This is a genomic window from Pseudomonas sp. GL_139_B (assembly GCF_057834475.1).
Map to the genome: position 1 here is coordinate 4222199 of NZ_CM174403.1, position 20214 is coordinate 4242412.

The following is a 20214-nucleotide window of genomic DNA, read 5'->3' on the forward strand; positions in this document are numbered from 1 at the left end:
TTATTTATTCACTGAAACCTGCAATCCATGCTGCGTAATGGCTATATCGTTTAAGCAGCAAGCTAACTAGTTGTTGCCCAACGATCCTCATACACATATCGTTACAAAACCGTTTGCCGAGGGAGCCTGCCCTTCAAGCGGCGGCGAGGAAGCGTCTAGACCAAGGATTTCCAACAAGACAGCCAACAGTGAGCACGTTCAAATGTCCTCAAATACGGGTAAGGGCAAGGCGATTTTTCGCGTTGTCAGCGGCAACTTTCTCGAGATGTTCGACTTTATGGTCTACGGCTTTTACGCCACGGCCATCGCCAAAACCTTCTTCCCTGCCGACAGCGCTTTCGCCTCCCTGATGTTGTCACTGGCCACTTTCGGTGCCGGCTTTCTGATGCGTCCGCTGGGGGCGATTTTCCTCGGCGCCTACATCGACCGTCATGGCCGTCGCAAAGGCTTGATCATCACCCTGGCCATGATGGCTGCCGGTACGGTGCTGATTGCCTGCGTGCCGGGATACGCCACGCTGGGTGTCGCGGCGCCGCTGATCGTTTTGTTCGGTCGACTGCTGCAAGGCTTCTCGGCCGGTGTGGAATTGGGCGGCGTGTCGGTGTACCTCGCCGAGATTTCCACTCCAGGTCGCAAAGGCTTTTTCGTCAGTTGGCAGTCCGCTAGTCAGCAAGCCGCGGTGGTGTTCGCCGGCCTGCTGGGTGTCGGCTTGAACCACTGGCTCAGCCCGGAGCAAATGGGCGACTGGGGCTGGCGCGTGCCGTTCCTGATCGGCTGCATGATCGTGCCAGTCATTTTCGTCATTCGACGTTCGCTGGAAGAAACGCCGGAGTTCCAGGCGCGTAAACACCGCCCTACCCTGCGGGACATCATCCGTTCGATCAGTCAAAACTTCGGCATTGTTATCGCTGGCATGGCGCTGGTGGTGATGACCACCGTGTCGTTCTACCTGATCACCGCCTACACGCCGACATTCGGCAAAGCCGAATTGCACCTGTCCGATCTGGATGCGCTGCTGGTGACGGTGTGCATCGGCCTGTCGAACTTCTTCTGGCTGCCCGTGATGGGCTCCGTATCCGACAAGATCGGGCGCAAACCCCTACTGTTGGCGGCGACGATTCTGGCGATCCTCACCGCTTACCCGGCCCTGTCGTGGCTGGTGGCGAACCCGAGCTTCAGCCATTTGCTGATTGTCGAGTTGTGGCTGTCGTTCCTGTATGGCTCGTACAACGGCGCCATGGTGGTAGCGTTGACCGAGATCATGCCGGTGGAGGTTCGTACAACCGGTTTTTCGTTGGCCTACAGCCTGGCGACCGCGACCTTCGGTGGGTTTACCCCGGCGGCGTGTACGTATCTGATTCATGTGCTGGACAACAAGGCTGCGCCAGGGATTTGGCTCAGTGGCGCGGCGGTGTTGGGGTTGATCGCGACGCTGGTGCTGTTCCGTGGCAACAAACATGAACTGCGTACGGCGCAAGCCTCTGTCGCAGGCGGCGGCGCCTGATAGATCGCCTTCGCGGGCAAGTCAGCTCACACGGTTTTGGTGGTGTTTGCAAAGAGTGTTCACACCACCAAAACCTGTGTGTGCGGGCTTGCTCGTGAAGAGGCCCGATAAGACCTTAGATCATCGATCCGCCATCTTCAGCGACTGACTCCACCCCCCGCCCAGCGCCTTGTACAACGTCACCTGATTAATCTCCCGCGCCAATTCCAATTGCGCCCATCTCTGCTGCGCATCAAACAACGAACGCTGCGCGTCCATCGTCGAAAAATAGCTGTCCAGCCCAGCCTCGAAGCGCAAGCGGGACTGGCGATAAGCTTCCTGATAATCCCCCACCAGTTTTTTCTGGGATTGCACCTGGGTGAGCATTTCCTGCCGTGCATTCAACGCATCGGCCGCTTCGCGAAAGGCGTTCTGCACCGTGGCTTCATACGCCGCCGCCCGACCATCGAACCGTGCATGGCTGGCGTCCACCTGCGCGCGCCGCGCGCCGCCATCGATCAAAGGCATTGAGCCGGCCAGCGCCACGGACCAGAACTCGGCCGGACCACTGAGCAACTGGGAGAAATCCCCGGTCAGGCTGCCCAACGCGGACGTCAGGGAAAAGGTTGGAAAGTACGCGCTACGCGCTGCGCCGATGTCCGCATTGGCCGCACGCAACTGCGCTTCGGCAGACATGATGTCGGGACGGCGCTCGACCAGTGAGGATGGCAAGCCGGCCGGCACGTCAAGCGTCGCCAACTGCTGGCCCAATTCACCGGTCGGCAACAAGTTCGCCGGTACCGGTTGACCCACCAGCACCCGCAACGCATTGATGTTTTGCGCCACTTGCATCCGGTACGTGTTGACCTGTACCGCCGCCGTGTTGGTTTGCGCATCCGCCTGGTGAACGTCGATTCGCGCGCTGGAGCCCAAGTTGAAACTCTTGCGCAGCAGCTGTCCGTAGCGGTCCTGGGATTGATAGGTCGTCTGCGCAAGATCGAGCAAATGCTGATTGGCCTTGAGGCTCAACCAAGTGCTGGCGACTTCGCCGATCAGCGCCAGTCGCGCCGTCTGATAATCCGCTTCGGACGCTTCGAAACGCGCGCCCGCGGCGTTGCGCTGACTGCGAATGCGACCAAAAAAATCCAACTCGTAGGACGTAAACCCACCCGTTGCCTGAAAGGTGTTGGCGATGCTGCCAGCGGTGTCGCCGCCGTTTGGCGTTCGCACCAGCGGCGGTAACTTGCTACGTCCAGCGTAAGTGTCGATGCCGATTGTAGGAAACAGCCCCGACTGCGCGCTGTCGTACCCGGCCCGCGACTCTTCGACGCCAGCCGCGAACTGACGCAGGCTGCGATTATTAGTCAGGGCCATTTCGATCAGCTGACGCAGACGGTCATCCACCACAAAACCGCGCCAATCCTTATCGAATGCCTGCTTGCCGGCACAACATTCACCCACCGTGTTGGCCGGCCACTGTTGATCAATCGGGGCGTCGGGTTTTTCGTAGGTCGGTTCCAACGAACACCCGCCGAGCAGCAGCAGAGACATGAAGCATGTAGTCGGTAAGCAACTGTTCATGGCACGCACCTAAAAACGTTGACCGAGCAAAGCTCGCAAGGGAGAAAGAAGCGCTGACCACAGGCTGGAGCGGCCGACATTGATGTGCGGCAGTGGCTGCTTACGCGAACGAACACTGACCGGCCGCCACCGGGTGACGGGGGTGTAGGTCGGTGTCTTGGCTTGCACAGGCAAATGCGGTACCTGACGTTTTTCTCCGAGCAACGATCGCCGCAGCAGAGTGCCGAACGCCAGCGCCGGCTCGGCCTTGCTGACCACGTTGATCGACGCGTCACTGAACAGACGCGCAATCAGCCGCCGCCGCAGCGCCTCATCGAGATCGGCAAACCTCAAGCCCAGCTCATCCTCACCGTGATTGCGCATGACTTCGACGTCGAGCCATCCCAGTTTGTCGACCCAAATCTGGCCGCACAGCCCCGGCTTGATCGACGATGCAAAGGCGCAGTTGAGCGACGCACCGCTGAGGGAAATATCCACCAGTCGACCGGGGAGGACTTTGCCGCCAAAACGAAACCCGGCGGGCTTGTCGAACGGGAAACGCTCTTCGCCATGCAACCTGGGACGATCGACACACGCGACCAGCGTCGCCAGGTTGTAGACCAGCGCGACCACCGTCCAACAGAGGTTGAACAGCATATTGCCGTCGAACGCCGCGGCCGTGCTGATGGCAACGTAAGCGCCAATCTGAGAAAACAGGGTCAGGGCGAAAAAGAAGCCGAACAGGTTCCAGTGAACCATCGTCTTTGTCCGATCAAGGCCTTTGGCGGTGACTTTGAACGGCCGCCCGAACGGCCGGATCATGGCGCTGGCGATAGTGGCGGTAACGGCCAGGGAGGCGACGATCTGCGTGACCTCGGTGAAAATCGGTAAGGTGCGCCGGTCCGTGACCCACGTCCCGTACCCCCAGAACGCAATCAGCGCCGGCATGCCGAAAGCAAGAAAATCGACCGGGTTGGCGTAGAACCCGGCGATGCCGAAGTACCAATACAACACTGGCGAAACCAGCATCATCAAAATGAACGGCTTGGAAAACCAATGCATCAGCCCGTGGATGTAGTGCAACCGGTCATTAAGCGTGTAGCCGCCACCGCGCAACGGCCCATCCTTGAGCAGCGCCACCTGAATGGTGCCCAGGCACCAGCGCCCGCGCTGGTTGATGTATTCGGTCAGGCCTTCTGCCGACAAACCAATCGACAGTCGCTCGTTCAGCCAGCGCGTGACGTAGCCTTTTTGCAGCAATCGGTAGGTGGTGTAGATGTCTTCGCAAACCGAACCTGTAGGAAAACCACCGATTTCGTTGATCAAATCGCGCCGCACCACAAACGACGTGCCGACACAAAACGCCGCATCCCAACCGTCCTTCGCCGGTTGAAACACATCGAAAAACACCCGTTGCTCATCGACCCAGCAATCCGACGTGCCCAGGTTGTGTTGAATCGGATCGGGGTTGTAATAGAACTGCGGCGTCTGCACCAGGCCGACTTTCGGATCGTCGAACAGGCCAAGGGTGCGCATGAGGATCGGTTGCTGCGGCGCGAAGTCGGCGTCGAGCACCAGAATGTATGGGGCATTGCTGCCCGCCGCCGATTGGCGCAAGCCGTTGTTGAGGTTACCGGCCTTGGCGTGGGCGTTATCAGGACGCCGCGTGTATTGCACGCCGACCTCGGCGCAGTAATCGCGCAGCCAGTCGCGGCGCGTATCGTCGAGAACCCAAATGGTGAAGTTGGGGTAGTCGATGGCTTGGGCGGCAATAATGGTTTTTTCGAGGATATCCAGACCCTCGTTGTACGTAGCGATGAACACGTCCACTGCCGGCAACTTCACGCCCTGAGTACGCAGCCTCCGTTCGCCCGCATCGGCGTCCTTGCTGTGATCCGAGCGACAGAGCATGACAACGATGGAAAACAGCGTGTAACCGATCGCCAACATTTCAAAAAATAAAAAGGTGTATGCCCAGACCGTGGCAAACCCGGAATGGCCGTCGGGCAGAGTGTCGCGAATCCGCCAGGCCGCGTAGTTGACCAACAACAAGGCAGTGACGGCGCCGAACCCCGCACGCGCGGCCCATTGGTCGCGGTGCGTCAGGCAGGTGAACAGAATCACCACCGCCAGCGTCCAGAAGTTGATTTGCAGTAGTTGCAGCGAGTCAAGTGCCTGCATGTCAGTCAGCCTCTAGCGAACCGGTAAAGGGATTGACGCCGGTGGCTGCGATCGCCGCCCACGCCGTGGCGCCCAAATGAGGCAGGTGGTAATAGAAAAAGTCGTTGGTGACGGAGTCCGGGCCTATGGCCAGCCCGGTACTGATCCGCGTTGCCGGTGTTGCAAATAGCCAGCCGTTGCTAGCCTCTTGGGCGAGCAATACGCTCCATAGCGGTTGCGCCTTGTCACTCATGCCGCTCAATTGCGCGACGGCAGCGGCTTGCGCCGTGCCTTCGGTCCATAAGCCGTCGGGGTCGCGGTTGAAACCGTAGCCATCGCCCGCACGGTGAGCGTGATCAATGAATGTGAAGACCCGACGCCAATCCTTGGGTGGATCGTGCAAGGCAATCAACGGCCAGATCTGCGCGTCCAGCCCTGAGCGCACACGGTCGGACGTCTGACCGTCCGCCCCGGTGCCGATCAGAAAGCGCCCTTCCCCAGCGTCCCACTGGCTTGAAACAAATTGCCGAGCGATCTGCGCCTGCTGCGCCGATCCCTGATTCGGCGCCACCGCATCAAGGGCCGACCAAGCAGCGGCGAGGTCGACGTTATGCTCGGTGGACTTCCAGTTCTGCTGGATCTGCTTGGAGAAGTACCCGTAATAACCGCCACTGAAGCCTGCTGGCGATTGCCCGTCGTAGGTGTTTTTTTGCGACCACTGCAAGGCTCTTCGCGCCGCCTCAAGGTAAGACGGCTCACCGCTTTGTCGAAATGCCTCCAACAACGCCAGGGCTGCCCAGGCCTGATTGCCCGTGGCGCTGCTGACCTGGTAGGCATCCTGATTCCAGGCATTGCGCTCGATACTCCAATAACCCGGCAATTTCATCGACGGCGCCGCCACCGGACCGGCAGCGTAGGCATTGCGCAGGCGTCCGTCCTGATATTCGGGATCGTGATTGGTGGCGAATGCCAAGGCATCGGCAATCCGCCGCGCGGACTCGGCCTTACCGCAGGCAAACAACGCAATGCTGGCCAGGGCGTTGTCGTAGGTGAACGCCACGCCGCGCAGGGCCAGAATCGGCGCAGGCTGGCCATTGAGTGATGGATAACTGGCGACCAGCACCGGACCCGCCGGTTGCGATGTCACGGCTCGATCCAACGCCGCGCAAGTCATCGCCGCCAGTTGCGGCCGGGCTTGTGCCGACAGTGCACAGGCTGCGCTGCTCATCAGAATCGCACCGACGATACCTCGCAAGACGCGACTCATGGCCTCGACACCTCGGCGCTTGCCCACAATCCCGGATTGCAGGTCATGGCGCGCTGGCTATCCGTCAGGTCCGCGGAAAAGGTCCCGACTACGTACACCGAGTTCTGCTCGGCATAGGGAAACGGCACGCTGTAGGTGTTGGCGCGAATGTCAGAAGCGCTAGACAACAACTGCACCACACTCGCCTTGAGCGGCTCATCGAGGCCGCGGATTTTCACGGTCAGCACACTGTCACGATCAATCTTGCTGGCCATGCGTTCGGGGAACACCGCAATCACATAGCTCTGCCCGCAATCGGTGGCGCGCAGCAACGTCGAGCCAGCCTGTACGAGCGTGCCCTGCGGTGCCAACAGTTCCTGAACGGTGCCCGGCGAATACGCCACGACATCGTAACCGGCCATCAGCTTGACCCGGTTCTGTTCCGTTTCAATCAGCTGGTTGAGGTTATCGAGTTCGCGCTGATAGGTCGCACGATTGCGCGCCTGATTATCCAGACTGAGTTTCAGCGTGGTCATTTGGGCGCTGAGGTCGAACATGCGCAGTTGGTCGGGATCGAGGTAGACCTGCTGGTTGGCGGCACTGACATCGCCGTCATTGATCCGCAATTGCGAACGCACCGACTCGGCCGCCCCCTGCAAGGACGCAAGCTGGGCTTTCGACGAGGCAACCACTGCGCCACTTACCGCGCCTTGAACGAACAACTCAAGATTGCGTTCGACCGTTTCTTGAGCATCTTTCAGCCGCGCACTGGCCGCACTGTTCTCGGCTTTCAGGGCTTTTTGGGTGAACAGCTGGCGAGTATGGAACGCGGATTGATACTGCTGACTGGTTTTCTCAAGCGCCTCGTAATACTGCTGATCGTGATCGGCCTGACTGGCCGAGGATGACAACTGCTGCTCAAGCGTCAGTCGTCGCGTTTGCAGGGTCAGCAAGGTTTCCTGATTCGCCCGGGGATTTTCTACAACCGCAATCTTCTGGCCCTGAACAAATGTCGCACCGGGCTTGACGTCCAATGCACTCACCACACCGTCAATCGGTGTTGTCAGCAGAATCACCGGGGCATTCAAAATAGCCCGCGTAGCGGAGGCCGACACCAAGGGCATCAATAACGTCGACAACAGTAGCCAGATGACAAACCCAAGAACTCCCAATCCCACCAGGCGGGGTAACAGTGACAGTAACCGCGAGCGTTCTTCAGCCATGTTCTACTCTCCCGATAGACCAACCGCATAAAAGTCAGGCAACAGCAGGCCGTGACCGCGAGACACTTTTGGCAGGGCGAGCAATACGAAATAGATGTGATGGACGGCAACTAAGCCGACGCAGATTTACTTGGATTTATAGTGATGTGAGCAGGAATGAGATTCCTGTCTTGTTGGGGAATTGCTGTAACGCGCAGAGACCGAAAGACTTACAAAGCCCGAGACAGAGCGGGCGTTGTCATTGGCGACACTAGATTCAGTGCTTCAGAGTGTCAAGCATTTGGATGAGGCAATTAAATGACGTCAAATAGGTAGCGCACACTGAATTGGATCCGCTTTTGCAAGTAAACAACTATCAGTCGACAACTACTTATTTTTATAGGGAGTTTTTATTTTTTTTAACCAATGGAACTTTGAGCCGGTGATGAGATAACGCTTGTATTTTGATCGTAAAGATTAAAACGATATAAGTAACCGACAAAAAAAAGCCCCGACCGAAGTCGGGGCGTTTTCATGTGCAGCTAACGCTTAGCGCGGGAACGCAGGCGGGTTTACACCGGCCATGTCTTCCATCACGCGTACCACCTGGCAGCTGTAACCGAATTCGTTGTCGTACCAAACGTACAGAACAACGCGGTTGTCTTGGGTGATGGTTGCTTCAGCATCCACGACGCCTGCGTGGCGCGAGCCAACGAAGTCGGTGGAAACCACTTCCTGCGAGTTGACGTAGTCGATTTGCTTATGCAGATCGGAGTGCAGCGCCATGTAGCGCAGGTACTCGTTCATCTCTTCGCGGGTAGCGGCTTTCTCAAGGTTCAGGTTGAGAATGGCCATCGACACATTTGGCGTCGGAACGCGGATCGCGTTACCGGTCAGCTTGCCGGCCAGTTCAGGCAGTGCCTTGGCAGCAGCAGTGGCAGCACCGGTCTCGGTGATGACCATGTTCAGCGCGGCGCTACGGCCACGACGATCGCCTTTGTGGAAGTTGTCGATCAGGTTCTGGTCGTTGGTGTACGAGTGAACGGTTTCAACGTGACCATTAATGATGCCGAACTTGTCGTTCACAGCTTTGAGCACCGGCACGATGGCGTTGGTGGTGCAGGAAGCGGCGGAAACGATCTTGTCGTCAGCGGTGATTTCACCGTGGTTGATGCCGTGAACGATGTTCTTCAGCTTGCCTTTACCCGGCGCGGTCAGAACAACGCGGTCGATACCCGGGCACGCCAGGTGTTGACCCAGGCCCTCGGCGTCACGCCATACACCGGTGTTGTCCACCAGCAGCGCGTCTTTGATGCCGTACTGGGTGTAATCCACTTCAGTCGGGTTCTTCGCGTAGATAACCTGAATCAGGTTGCCGTTGGCGGTGATGGTGCTGTTGGCTTCATCTATGGTGATGGTGCCGTCGAACGGACCATGAACCGAGTCACGACGCAGCAGGCTTGCACGCTTGACCAGGTCGTTCTCGGCGCCCTTGCGGACAACGATGGCGCGCAGACGCAGGCCGTCGCCACCACCGGTTTTCTCGATCAGGATACGCGCCAGCAGACGACCGATACGACCGAAGCCGTACAGGACAACGTCGGTGCCTTTGCGTGCGGCAACGTTCTGCTGACCAACGACGTCAGCCAGTTCTTCACGGACGAACTGCTCTGCGGTGCGACCTTTGCCTTCGGCCTTGAACTTGACCGCAAGCTTGCCCAGGTCTACCGAAGCGGCGCCGAGCTTGAGCTCGCTCATCGCTTTGAGCAGCGGGAATGTTTCGTGGACGGACAATTCGCTGTCATCGGACTGACGATGACGGGCAAAGCGGTGAGCTTTGAGAATCGCAATGACTGAACGGTTGATCAGGCTGCGGCCATAGATCGAGCTCACCACGTTGTTATTGCGGTAGAGCTGACCGATAAGCGGAATCATCGCTTCTGCGAGTGCTTCACGGTCGATCCATTCACCAAGACACTGGTCGGGCTTCTGAGTCACGGGAACCTTCCACATGTAGGGGCAGAAAAAAGGGGCTACATTATGCCGCCGACTCCCTCCCGTAGCAATGCGCGCTTGTCGTGCGATCCGTAACAATTTCCTGTTCAAAAAAATCACGCCCCGCTAAAGCCCAATAAAACCGCGGCTTACAGCGCAGTCAATTTTTTGGAGACAACGCCAGCTTGTCCGTAACCCTCCGTAACACCGATTGGTTTTGCCACTACATATTCAGCAATTTTCAGTAAAAATCCGGTGAATTTTGTCTTTACCACTACATTTCGCCAAACCTGCGTAATAGACACAGTCTGCAACTGACAGGCGGCACCCGGGACCGCTACAATTACCGACTTTGTCGCAACGCTTGGAGCTCAACCTTCCGTGCCCGTTCTGCGTCTACCGCTTCTCCCTGCCGCGGCAGGTAAACAGCATTGGGGCAACCTGCCCGGTGCCGCCCTCAGCCTGGCCATCGCCGAGGCTGCCAGCGCTGCCAAGCGCTTTACCCTGCTGCTGACCGCCGACAGCCAAAGTGCCGAACGGCTGGAACAGGAGCTGAGTTTCTTCGCCCCGGATTTGCCCGTACTGCATTTTCCGGACTGGGAAACCCTGCCCTACGATCTGTTTTCGCCGCATCAGGACATTATTTCCCAGCGCATCGCCGCCCTTTACAGGCTGCCGGAGCTGAGCCATGGCGTTCTGGTGGTGCCGATCACCACGGCCCTGCATCGCCTGGCCCCGACCAAGTTCCTGCTGGGTAGCAGCCTGGTGCTGGATGTTGGCCAAAAGCTCGACGTCGAACAAATGCGTACCCGGCTCGAAGCCAGCGGTTATCGCTACGTCGACACGGTGTACGAGCATGGCGAGTTCACTGTGCGCGGCTCGCTGATCGACCTGTTTCCGACGGGCAGCAAACTGCCGTTCCGCATCGACCTGTTCGATGACGAAATCGAAACGCTGCGCACGTTCGATCCGGAAAACCAGCGTTCCATCGATAAAGTCGACACCGTCCGCCTGTTACCAGCGCGGGAATTCCCACTGCAAAAAGATGCGGTCACCCGCTTCAAGGCACGCTTCCGTGAACGCTTCGACGTCGACTTCCGCCGCTGCCCGATCTTTCAGGACCTGAGCAGCGGGATTACACCGGCCGGTATCGAGTACTACCTGCCGCTGTTCTTCGACGAAACCTCCACGCTGTTCGATTACCTGCCGCAGGACACTCAAGTGTTCTCCCTGCCAGGCATCGAGCAGGCGGCGGAGAATTTCTGGAACGACGTGCGCAACCGCTATGAAGAGCGCCGCGTCGATCCGTCTCGTCCTTTATTACCGCCGGCCGAGTTGTTCCTGCCGGTGGAGGATTGCTTTGCCCGCCTGAAAAACTGGCCGCGTGTGGTGGCCAGTCAGCAGGACGTGGAAACCGGTGTCGGCCGCGAGCGTTTCCCGGCGCGGGAACTGCCCAACCTGGCCATCGAAGCCAAGGCCACTCAGCCATTGGCGGCACTGGCGGGTTTCCTTGACGAATTCCCTGGACGCGTGCTGTTCACCGCCGAGTCGGCGGGCCGTCGCGAAGTGTTGCTGGAGTTGCTCGAACGCCTGAAGCTGCGACCGAAAACCGTCGACAGCTGGCCAGACTTCGTCGCGAGCAAAGAACGTTTGGCAATCACCATCGCCCCGCTCGACGAAGGCCTGGTGCTCGACAATCCGGCCCTGGCGCTGGTGGCCGAAAGTCCGTTGTTCGGTCAGCGCGTGATGCAGCGTCGTCGTCGCGAAAAACGCGCCGACGCCAACAACGATGCAGTCATCAAGAACCTCACCGAACTGCGCGAAGGCGCGCCGGTGGTGCACATCGATCACGGCGTCGGTCGCTACCTCGGGCTGGCCACGTTGGAAATCGACGATCAGGCCGCCGAATTCCTCACGTTGCAATACGCCGAAGGCGCCAAGTTGTACGTGCCGGTGGCCAACCTGCACCTGATTGCGCGCTACACCGGCAGCGACGATGCCTTGGCCCCGCTGCACCGTCTCGGTTCCGAAACCTGGCAAAAAGCCAAACGCAAAGCCGCCGAACAGGTGCGCGACGTCGCAGCAGAATTACTCGACATTTATGCCCGTCGCGCCGCCCGCGAAGGCTATGCCTTCGAAGATCCAAAAGCTGACTACGCGACGTTCAGTGCCGGTTTCCCGTTCGAAGAAACCCCGGACCAGCAAACCACCATCGATGCGGTACGCGCCGACATGCTCGCGCCAAAGCCTATGGACAGGCTGGTTTGCGGCGACGTCGGTTTCGGCAAGACCGAAGTCGCGATGCGCGCAGCCTTCATCGCGGTGCATGGCGGTCGGCAGGTAGCGATTCTGGTGCCAACTACCCTGCTCGCCCAACAACACTACAACAGCTTCCGCGACCGCTTCGCCGATTGGCCGGTGACCGTGGAAGTGATGAGCCGCTTCAAGTCGACCAAGGAAGTGAACGCTGCGGTCGCGGACCTCGCCGAAGGCAAGATCGACATCGTGATCGGTACGCACAAGCTGTTGCAAGATGATGTGAAGATCAAAAATCTCGGGCTGGTCATCATCGACGAAGAACACCGCTTTGGTGTACGTCAGAAGGAACAGCTCAAGGCCCTGCGCAGTGAAGTCGACATCCTGACCCTGACCGCCACGCCGATTCCACGCACGCTGAACATGGCCGTGTCGGGCATGCGCGACCTGTCGATCATCGCTACCCCGCCGGCCCGTCGCCTGTCGGTGCGGACCTTCGTCATGGAGCAGAACAAGAGCACGGTCAAAGAGGCCCTGCTGCGTGAATTGCTGCGTGGCGGCCAGGTTTACTACCTGCACAACGACGTGAAAACCATCGAAAAATGCGCCGCCGACCTCGCCGAACTGGTGCCGGAAGCACGGATCGGCATTGGCCACGGGCAGATGCGCGAGCGTGAACTCGAACAGGTGATGAGCGACTTCTACCACAAGCGCTTCAACGTGCTGATCGCCTCGACCATCATCGAGACCGGCATCGACGTGCCGAGCGCCAACACGATCATCATCGAGCGTGCCGACAAGTTCGGCCTGGCGCAGTTGCACCAGTTGCGCGGCCGTGTCGGTCGTAGCCACCACCAGGCTTATGCGTACCTGCTGACGCCGCCGCGCCAGCAAATTACCCCGGATGCGGAAAAGCGTCTGGAAGCGATCGCCAACACCCAGGACCTCGGCGCAGGCTTCGTGCTTGCCACCAATGACCTGGAAATCCGTGGCGCTGGCGAGCTGTTGGGCGATGGTCAAAGCGGGCAGATCCAGGCGGTTGGTTTTACGCTGTACATGGAAATGCTCGAGCGCGCGGTGAAGTCGATCCGCAAAGGCGAGCAGCCGAACCTTGATCAGCCGCTGGGCGGTGGTCCGGAAGTCAACCTGCGCGTACCGGCGTTGATTCCCGAAGACTATTTGCCAGACGTTCACGCTCGATTGATTCTCTACAAACGCATCGCTTCGGCCACCGATGAAGACGGCCTCAAGGACTTGCAAGTAGAAATGATCGACCGTTTCGGCCTGCTACCAGAGCCGACCAAGAACCTGATCCGCATCACGGCGCTGAAGTTGCAGGCTGAATTGCTGGGCATCAAGAAAGTCGACGGCGGCCCGCAAGGTGGTCGCATCGAGTTTGCGGCACAGACGCCAGTCGATCCGCTGACGCTGATCAAACTGATCCAGGGCCAGCCCAAACGCTACAAATTCGAAGGTGCCACGATGTTTAAATTCATGGTGCCGATGGAGCGTCCGGAAGAACGTTTTAATACAGTAGAGGCGCTGCTTGAGCTCCTTATCCCGAAAACTGCTTGAAGGACGCCGCATGCGCCTGTTTCGTTTACTGACCTTGCTGACAACATTGGTCGCACCCACGGCGTTTGCCGATGATCTGTATCAGATTGAAATGATTCTGGTCCGGCAAAACGCCGTACCCGCTATCGTCAGCCGCGCGGCACCGGAAGACTGGGCTTCCGGCGCCCAACCCATCAGCAAAGACAGCCTGCGCACGCCGAGCCTGAATGGCGAAGTGGAAAAACTCACCGCCAGCGCTGACTACACTGTGTTACTGCACAAGGCCTGGCAACAAAACCTCGGCGAACAAGACAGCAAAATCGCGATCAGCGACGGCAAGGAACAATACGGTCAGTTCCCGATCGAGGGCACCTTGAACCTGAAGCTGGGGCGCTTCACCGACGTCGACGCCGATTTCTGGGTCAACCAGATCGATGGCAACGGCACGGTCACCGCCAGCGAACGCCTCAAGCAAGAAAGCCATACCAAAAACGGCCAGCTGAACTTCCTCGACAACGGCCACCTCGGCCTGTTGATCAAGATCACCTCGCTCACAGCACCTGCGCCTCGGCCAGTCCCCGATGAAATACCGGACTGATTGAAGTCCCTATGCCCTCGACCCTGAGTAAACCCCTGGCACCTTCCTGGGTCAGCCGATTCAAAGAACAGAGCCTGGAGCGTGGCCGCCGCTACGCGCTGGAGAATCGTGTCAGGATCGTCGAGGTCGGTGACGCCACGATTACCGCTGCGTGCGAAGGCTCTGGCGGCAACGTTTACCGTCAGACCATTCGTCTGCGTGAGTCGGCCAAAGCCACCTTGCTGATGGTCGATGCGACCTGCACCTGCCCGGTTCGCAGTAACTGCAAACACTGCGCGGCGGTACTGCTGAAAGTACAGGAAACACTGGCCTATCCCGCGGCTGCGCAAGATGCCGAGCTGCTGGAAAAGCTTCAGGCCGTACTGGAAAATCGCAGCCCGAAAGCACCACCGCAAGTGCTTGTGGATAACGTACAGCCAGTGCCGCGCCTGTGGCTGGCGAGTATCGAGTTCAGCGCTTTCGAACCGCGCAACGGCAAAATGCAGCGTTACATTCAGCATCGCGCGGCGTTGTCTTTCAGCTATCTGGACGAATACGTTTGCGGACAAAAGAACGCCGACATTCTGATCCGCCAGGAAACCCAGACGCTGCGGATAAAACGCCACCCGGATGTCGAACAGACCTACAGGGAACAGTTACGCATTCTCGGCTTCAAGATTGCCACCCGGCAAAGCAAAGCCTTGCCGGAAAGTGCCGGCGAACTCTACGAGATGGTGAACGACAGCGCCTGGCTGACGTTCACCCTTAATGAGCTGCCGAAGTTGCGCACCCAAGGTTGGGAGCTGCAGATCGACGAAGACTTCGGTTTCGACCTGACCGCCGTAGACGACTGGTACGCCACTGTCGAGCAGGTGCCGGAGCGTGACTGGTTTGATCTGGAACTGGGGATCATCGTCAACGGCGAGCGCCTGAGCTTGCTGCCGATCCTGTTGAACCTGATGCGCTCTCACACCGAAATTCTCAACCCGGAACGCCTCGCCCGACGTCGCGACGACGAACTGATTCTGGTGAACATCCCCAATCGCCCGAATTCCGAGTACGGCCCGCTGCAAGTCGCCCTGCCCTTCGGCCGCTTGAAGCCAGTACTGGCGACGCTCGGCGAGTTCTATCTGCAAGAACCCGGCGAAACCACGCTGCGCCTGAGCAATGCCGATGCCACGCGCCTGAATCCGCTGGAAGACATGCCGCTGCTCTGGGAGGGTGGCGAGCAGATCCGCACCTTTGCCCAGCGTTTACGCGATATCAAAGACTACACCGCAACCGCACCTGAGGGTTTGAACGCAACCCTGCGCCCCTATCAGCTTGAAGGCTTGAGCTGGATGCAGTCGCTGCGGCAACTGGAAGTCGGCGGGATTCTCGCGGACGACATGGGCTTGGGCAAAACCCTACAAACCTTGGCGCATGTTCTTACTGAGAAAAATGCCGGACGCCTCGATCGGCCGTGCATGGTGGTGATGCCCACCAGCCTGATCCCGAACTGGCTCGACGAAGCAGCGCACTTCACGCCGCAACTCAAAGTGTTGGCGCTGTACGGCGCCAGTCGCAAAAAGCATTTCGACCAGTTGGCCGACTACGACCTGATCCTGACCACGTACGCGCTGCTGCCCAAGGACGTCGAACGCCTCGCCGCGCAGCCTCTGCACGTGCTGGTACTGGATGAAGCGCAGTACATCAAAAACCCCAACAGCAAGGCGGCGCAGGCGGCGCGCGAGCTGAATGCGCGTCAGCGTTTGTGCCTCAGTGGTACACCGCTGGAAAACCACTTGGGTGAGTTGTGGTCGCTGTTCCACTTCCTGCTGCCCGGCTGGCTCGGCGATGTGAAAAGCTTCAACCGCGATTACCGCGTGCCAATTGAAAAGCGCGCCAGTGAAGTCAGACTTCAACACCTCAACGGTCGGATCAAACCGTTTCTGCTGCGCAGGACCAAGGAACAGGTCGCGACGGAATTGCCGCCGAAGACCGAGATCATTCACTGGGTCGAACTCAACGAAGCGCAGCGCGACGTGTACGAAACCATGCGTCTGGCGATGGACAAGAAAGTCCGCGACGAGATCACCCGCAAAGGCGTGGCGCGCAGCCAGATCATTATTCTTGAGGCGTTGCTAAAGCTGCGTCAGGTGTGTTGCGATTTGCGCCTGGTCAACGATGCCGTCCTGCCAACTCGAGGCAGCACATCGGGCAAACTCGACAGTTTGATGGAAATGCTTGAGGAGTTATTCGAGGAAGGCCGACGGATTCTGTTGTTCTCGCAATTCACGTCAATGCTGGCACTCATCGAGGTCGAGCTAACGAAGCGTGGCGTTGAGTATGCGCTGCTGACCGGCCAGACTCGCGACCGACGCGCACCGGTGAAGGACTTTCAGAGCGGCAAGCGTCAGATTTTTCTCATCAGTTTGAAGGCTGGCGGTGTTGGTTTGAACCTGACCGAAGCGGATACGGTGATTCACTACGATCCGTGGTGGAACCCCGCAACGGAGAATCAAGCGACTGACCGGGCATATCGTATCGGTCAAGAGAAGCCGGTGTTCGTCTACAAGCTGATTGCCCGAGGCACGGTCGAAGAAAAGATTCAGCATCTTCAAAAAGAAAAATCCGACCTGGCCGCCGGTGTTCTGGATGGACGCAAGACGGGGGACTGGAAGTTGCAGAGTGATGATATTGAAGCGCTGTTTGCGCCGTTGCCGGATAAGTTGGAAAAACGCTGAGACTTTTGCTGCCAAATACATTGCCATCGCGAGCAGGCTCGCTCTCACATTTGGATCTGCGATTGCCCACCATGATGGGAACGCTATAGATCTACTGTGGGATCGAGCCTGCTCGCGAAGGGGCCATCACTGAAGAACCCCACTGTCAGGACTTGGAGTTGGGCAGCGGCGCAAACAGCGCCTCAATCTCAGTCTGCTCAAGCTTCCATCCTCCGGTCATCCCGCCTTCAAGCACAGCACCCGCCAAAGCGGCCTTTTCCTGCTGCAAAGCCTGAATTTTCTCCTCCACTGTGCCCCGAGCAATCAGCTTGTAAACAAACACCGGCTTGTTTTGCCCAATCCTGTAGGCACGGTCGGTCGCCTGATTCTCCACCGCCGGATTCCACCAAGGATCGAAATGGATCACCGTGTCCGCCGCTGTCAGGTTCAGACCTGTACCGCCGGCCTTCAGACTGATCAGAAACAGCGGCACTTTACCACTCTGGAAGTCTTTGACCGGCGTGCGCCGATCCGTCGTATCACCGGTCAACAACGAGTAATCGAGACCACGCTGCTGCAACTCCTCCTCAATCAAGGCGAGCATCGACGTAAACTGCGAAAACAGTAAAATCTTGCGACCCTCACTGAGCAACTCTTCCAGCATCTCCATCAAGCTGACCAGTTTCCCACTGCCAGAACGAAGGACCTTTGTCGTGAGCGGCGTTTTGATAAGGCGCAGATCGCAGCACACCTGGCGCAGCTTGAGTAACGCGTCAAGGATGATGATTTGACTGCGTCCAACGCCATTGAGGGCGATTTCGTCACGTACCTTCTTGTCCATCGCGACGCGAACGGTTTCATACACATCCCGCTGCCCATCGCTGAGATCAACCCAATGCACAATCTCGGTTTTTGGCGGTAGTTCGGTTGCTACCTGGTCTTTCTTGCGGCGTAGCAGAAAGGGTTTTATCCGAGCCGTGAGATGTTGCATCCGCTCACTATTTGCGTGCTTCTCGATCGGTGTGCGGTAGTCACGATTGAAGGATTTGCTGTCGCCAAGCCAACCCGGCAGTAAAAAGTGAAACTGGGACCACAGTTCGCCGAGGTGGTTTTCCATCGGTGTGCCGGACAGACATAATCGCTGGCAGGCTTGTAGGTCGCGGGCTGCTTGAGCAGCTTTACTGGCAGGATTCTTGATGTTCTGCGCCTCATCGAGAATCAGCACGCTCCAGATTTGCGGCTGCAAAACTTCCAGATCCCGAGGCAGCAGCGCGTAGGTGGTCAACACCAAATCGTATTCAGCAAGACTGGCAAAATCTTTTTGCCGGGCGGAGCCATGCAGCGCCAGGACCTTCAATTGCGGGGTAAAGCGCGCCACTTCGTCGAGCCAGTTCGGAATCAGGCTGGTGGGCATTACGGCCAGCGCCGGAAGATCAAGTCGCCCGGCCTGCTTTTCCGTCAGCAAATGCGCCAGGGTTTGCAGGGTTTTCCCCAGCCCCATGTCGTCGCCCAGGATGCCGCCGACCTCTAACTCGCGAAGGGTTTGCATCCAGTTCAGGCCTTCAAGCTGATACGGTCGCAATGTCGCCATGAGACCCACAGGTGCCGAGACTTGAGCATGGGTCGACTCTCGCATTCGTTGCGCAAAACTGCGCAGCCGCTCTCCGCCCTGCCAGACCAGCGGAACGCCTTCCAGCAAACTCAGGCGCACAGCATCCGGAGTACTCAAGCGCAACGAATCGCCCTGATGCGATCCCAGATACAACTCGCCAAGGGTGGCCATCAACGGTTTAATCCGGCCGTAGGACAGCGCCACTTTGCTTCGGGGCTTGCCACCTGAATTCCCGGCGCCAAGTTCGATCAGCAGTTGTTCATCATCGTTACGTTGAGCCAGGCTTTCGGGGGCCATCAGCTGTGGCTGGGTGCGCAGCAAATGCAGCAAGATCGGCAACAGGCTGTGGCGCTCACCGCTGACGACGATCCCTAGTTGTAGATCAAACCAGTGGTGGCCCGACTCTTCCTCGACCTCGGCATACCACTCTTCCACTGGCTGCAAGTTGAAGTGAAAGTTATCGCTGATATCGATCAGCCAGTTTTTCGCCCGCAGTGCCGGGACCCCGTCCTGCGCAAAGGCAAGCCAGGCGGTATCATCCGGCAGGGTGAACATTTCGCCTGGACGGTCCAGGCTGCTTTTACGCGTAGCCTTTTTAAAACCGTGTTTTTGCAGGGCCTGGCGCAAGGCTTTTTCGGCGACGGGGTTGCGCTGGATACGCTGGGTTTCCGTCCCGGAAAGGATCAACACTTCCGGGTTCCGGTCCGACGTCGGTTGGCCGTTGTAGGTAAACACCAATGCCGCACGGTGCTCGGGCTCGTGCTGCCAGCGGATGTAGCGCTTGCCGCTGGCGAGGATCAGGTGAGCCTCAGGAAAAATGCCGTCGATGATCCGCTCCGTCAGCGCATGGGGTGCCGGAGCTACCCGCGTTGCGGCGCTCATCCGATGGCTGAACTGCATCGCCTGCCGCGCCGGAATATCGGGAGCCAAGGACAAGTGGCAAGCCAGCTTTTCGTCGAGTTCACTGAACAGTGATCCAATTTGCAGACGCTCGCGATCCAGATAGTACAAGGGTTCCAGGGCCAGGATCGTTTCCACCGAGGCTTCGTCGCTACCCCATTGCGGGCGAAAACTGCCGTTGGCCTGTTCGGCCCAGATAAATTGGCCGGTTCTTCTCATTCCTGGCGTTAAAGGTTGTGGCTGTTCGAGATCGAGGAAAAGGCGCGAAGTTCGCAACAGCATTTCAATGAGTTCAGCGCCACTGCTGCCTTCCAAGGGATAGCCGGCGTAATAGGCATGATGGGAGTGAACAGCGACCACCAGCCTGGCGATGCGCAGATCCAGTTCAGTCAAGTAACCGGGTTGCCGAATAAGCATATCCGACAGCGAGTACACCGATTTGATGTCTTGCAGGCGGCTGTCCTTGAGCTGACGGGCCTTGAAAATTTCCAGCGTCCATTTCCCGGCAGTGGGCGTTGCCCGGAGCTTGTAAAACAGACGCGTACTCGTTACCTGCGCCGGCTCATCGGCGGCATTGCTTGTAGAAGGAATTCCGTCAAGCCAGCGCTCCAGTTCACGGTTCAGGTGAACAGGGTCAGAACTGTCAGGCGCCGCGACCGGAAGGTCCTGCAAGTGATAAATAACGGTTGCGCAATGTTTGCAATCAATCACTACGGGGCATGAGCAAGAGCAGTCCAACTCAAAATCGCCATTGGCATCTTCAATCAGTTCGATGTGCTGTTCGTAGACGTTACCTTCAGAGCCCCTGCAGGTCGCCCGAACCAACACATCATCAAGCTCGAGGATTTTCACCCGATGCTCATGGGCGTATCTACGCGCCTTGTCGAGGGCACGATGACTGAACTCATCCGCCCATAGCAGCTGTTGAAGTTTCTCGATGATTGCCGACATACACTCGATGCTT

10 protein-coding genes are annotated in these 20214 nt (G+C 58.3%); 4 read left to right on the forward strand and 6 right to left on the reverse strand.

Translation table 11 applies throughout. The features are described from left to right. The first annotated feature begins 202 nt into the window (after nucleotides 1-202). Nucleotides 203-1504, forward strand: coding sequence for an MFS transporter (locus tag AC3ISI_RS19355; RefSeq protein ID WP_489333360.1), 1302 nt, complete (start codon nucleotides 203-205; stop codon nucleotides 1502-1504). Between the two features lie 120 nt (nucleotides 1505-1624). Here AC3ISI_RS19355 and AC3ISI_RS19360 read toward each other — a convergent pair whose 3' ends face one another. The 5 genes from AC3ISI_RS19360 to AC3ISI_RS19380 form a co-directional block, all read right to left on the reverse strand. Continuing rightward, nucleotides 1625-3064 (reverse strand): efflux transporter outer membrane subunit, encoded by a 1440-nt coding sequence (locus tag AC3ISI_RS19360; RefSeq protein WP_489333361.1) that lies wholly within the window; start codon nucleotides 3062-3064, stop codon nucleotides 1625-1627. Nucleotides 3065-3073: 9 nt separating this feature from the next. Beyond that, nucleotides 3074-5224, reverse strand: a complete 2151-nt coding sequence (locus AC3ISI_RS19365) for a glycosyltransferase family 2 protein (protein ID WP_489333362.1) — start codon at nucleotides 5222-5224, stop codon at nucleotides 3074-3076. A 1-nt stretch (nucleotide 5225) separates the two neighbouring features. After that, a complete protein-coding gene (locus AC3ISI_RS19370; protein ID WP_489333363.1) occupies nucleotides 5226-6470 on the reverse strand; it encodes a hypothetical protein in 1245 nt (414 codons plus the stop codon). Then, a complete protein-coding gene (locus AC3ISI_RS19375) occupies nucleotides 6467-7672 on the reverse strand; it encodes an HlyD family secretion protein (protein ID WP_489333364.1) in 1206 nt (401 codons plus the stop codon). The genes AC3ISI_RS19370 and AC3ISI_RS19375 overlap by 4 nt, the downstream gene beginning before the upstream one ends. 528 nt (nucleotides 7673-8200) lie before the next feature. Further along, nucleotides 8201-9664 carry a glyceraldehyde-3-phosphate dehydrogenase gene (locus tag AC3ISI_RS19380; protein ID WP_489333365.1) on the reverse strand — a complete coding sequence of 488 codons (1464 nt, stop codon included), beginning with the start codon at nucleotides 9662-9664 and terminating at the stop codon, nucleotides 8201-8203. A 363-nt stretch (nucleotides 9665-10027) separates the two neighbouring features. Between AC3ISI_RS19380 and mfd the strand changes: the two genes are divergently transcribed. Genes mfd through AC3ISI_RS19395 form a run of 3 tightly spaced genes read left to right on the forward strand, consistent with a single transcriptional unit; the run spans nucleotide 10028 to nucleotide 16759 of the window. Then, entirely contained in the window at nucleotides 10028-13477 is a 3450-nt protein-coding gene (mfd, locus tag AC3ISI_RS19385; RefSeq protein WP_489333366.1) for a transcription-repair coupling factor, read from the forward strand. Between the two features lie 10 nt (nucleotides 13478-13487). After that, nucleotides 13488-14054, forward strand: coding sequence for a CsiV family protein (locus tag AC3ISI_RS19390; protein ID WP_489333367.1), 567 nt, complete (start codon nucleotides 13488-13490; stop codon nucleotides 14052-14054). Nucleotides 14055-14065: 11 nt separating this feature from the next. Continuing rightward, nucleotides 14066-16759, forward strand: coding sequence for an SNF2-related protein (locus AC3ISI_RS19395; protein ID WP_489333368.1), 2694 nt, complete (start codon nucleotides 14066-14068; stop codon nucleotides 16757-16759). Between the two features lie 145 nt (nucleotides 16760-16904). On the opposite strand, the gene AC3ISI_RS19400 is transcribed toward AC3ISI_RS19395, so the two are convergent. Beyond that, nucleotides 16905-20201: a DEAD/DEAH box helicase gene (locus AC3ISI_RS19400; protein ID WP_489333369.1), complete on the reverse strand. Its 3297-nt coding sequence runs from the start codon at nucleotides 20199-20201 to the stop codon at nucleotides 16905-16907. Nucleotides 20202-20214: the final 13 nt, after the last annotated feature.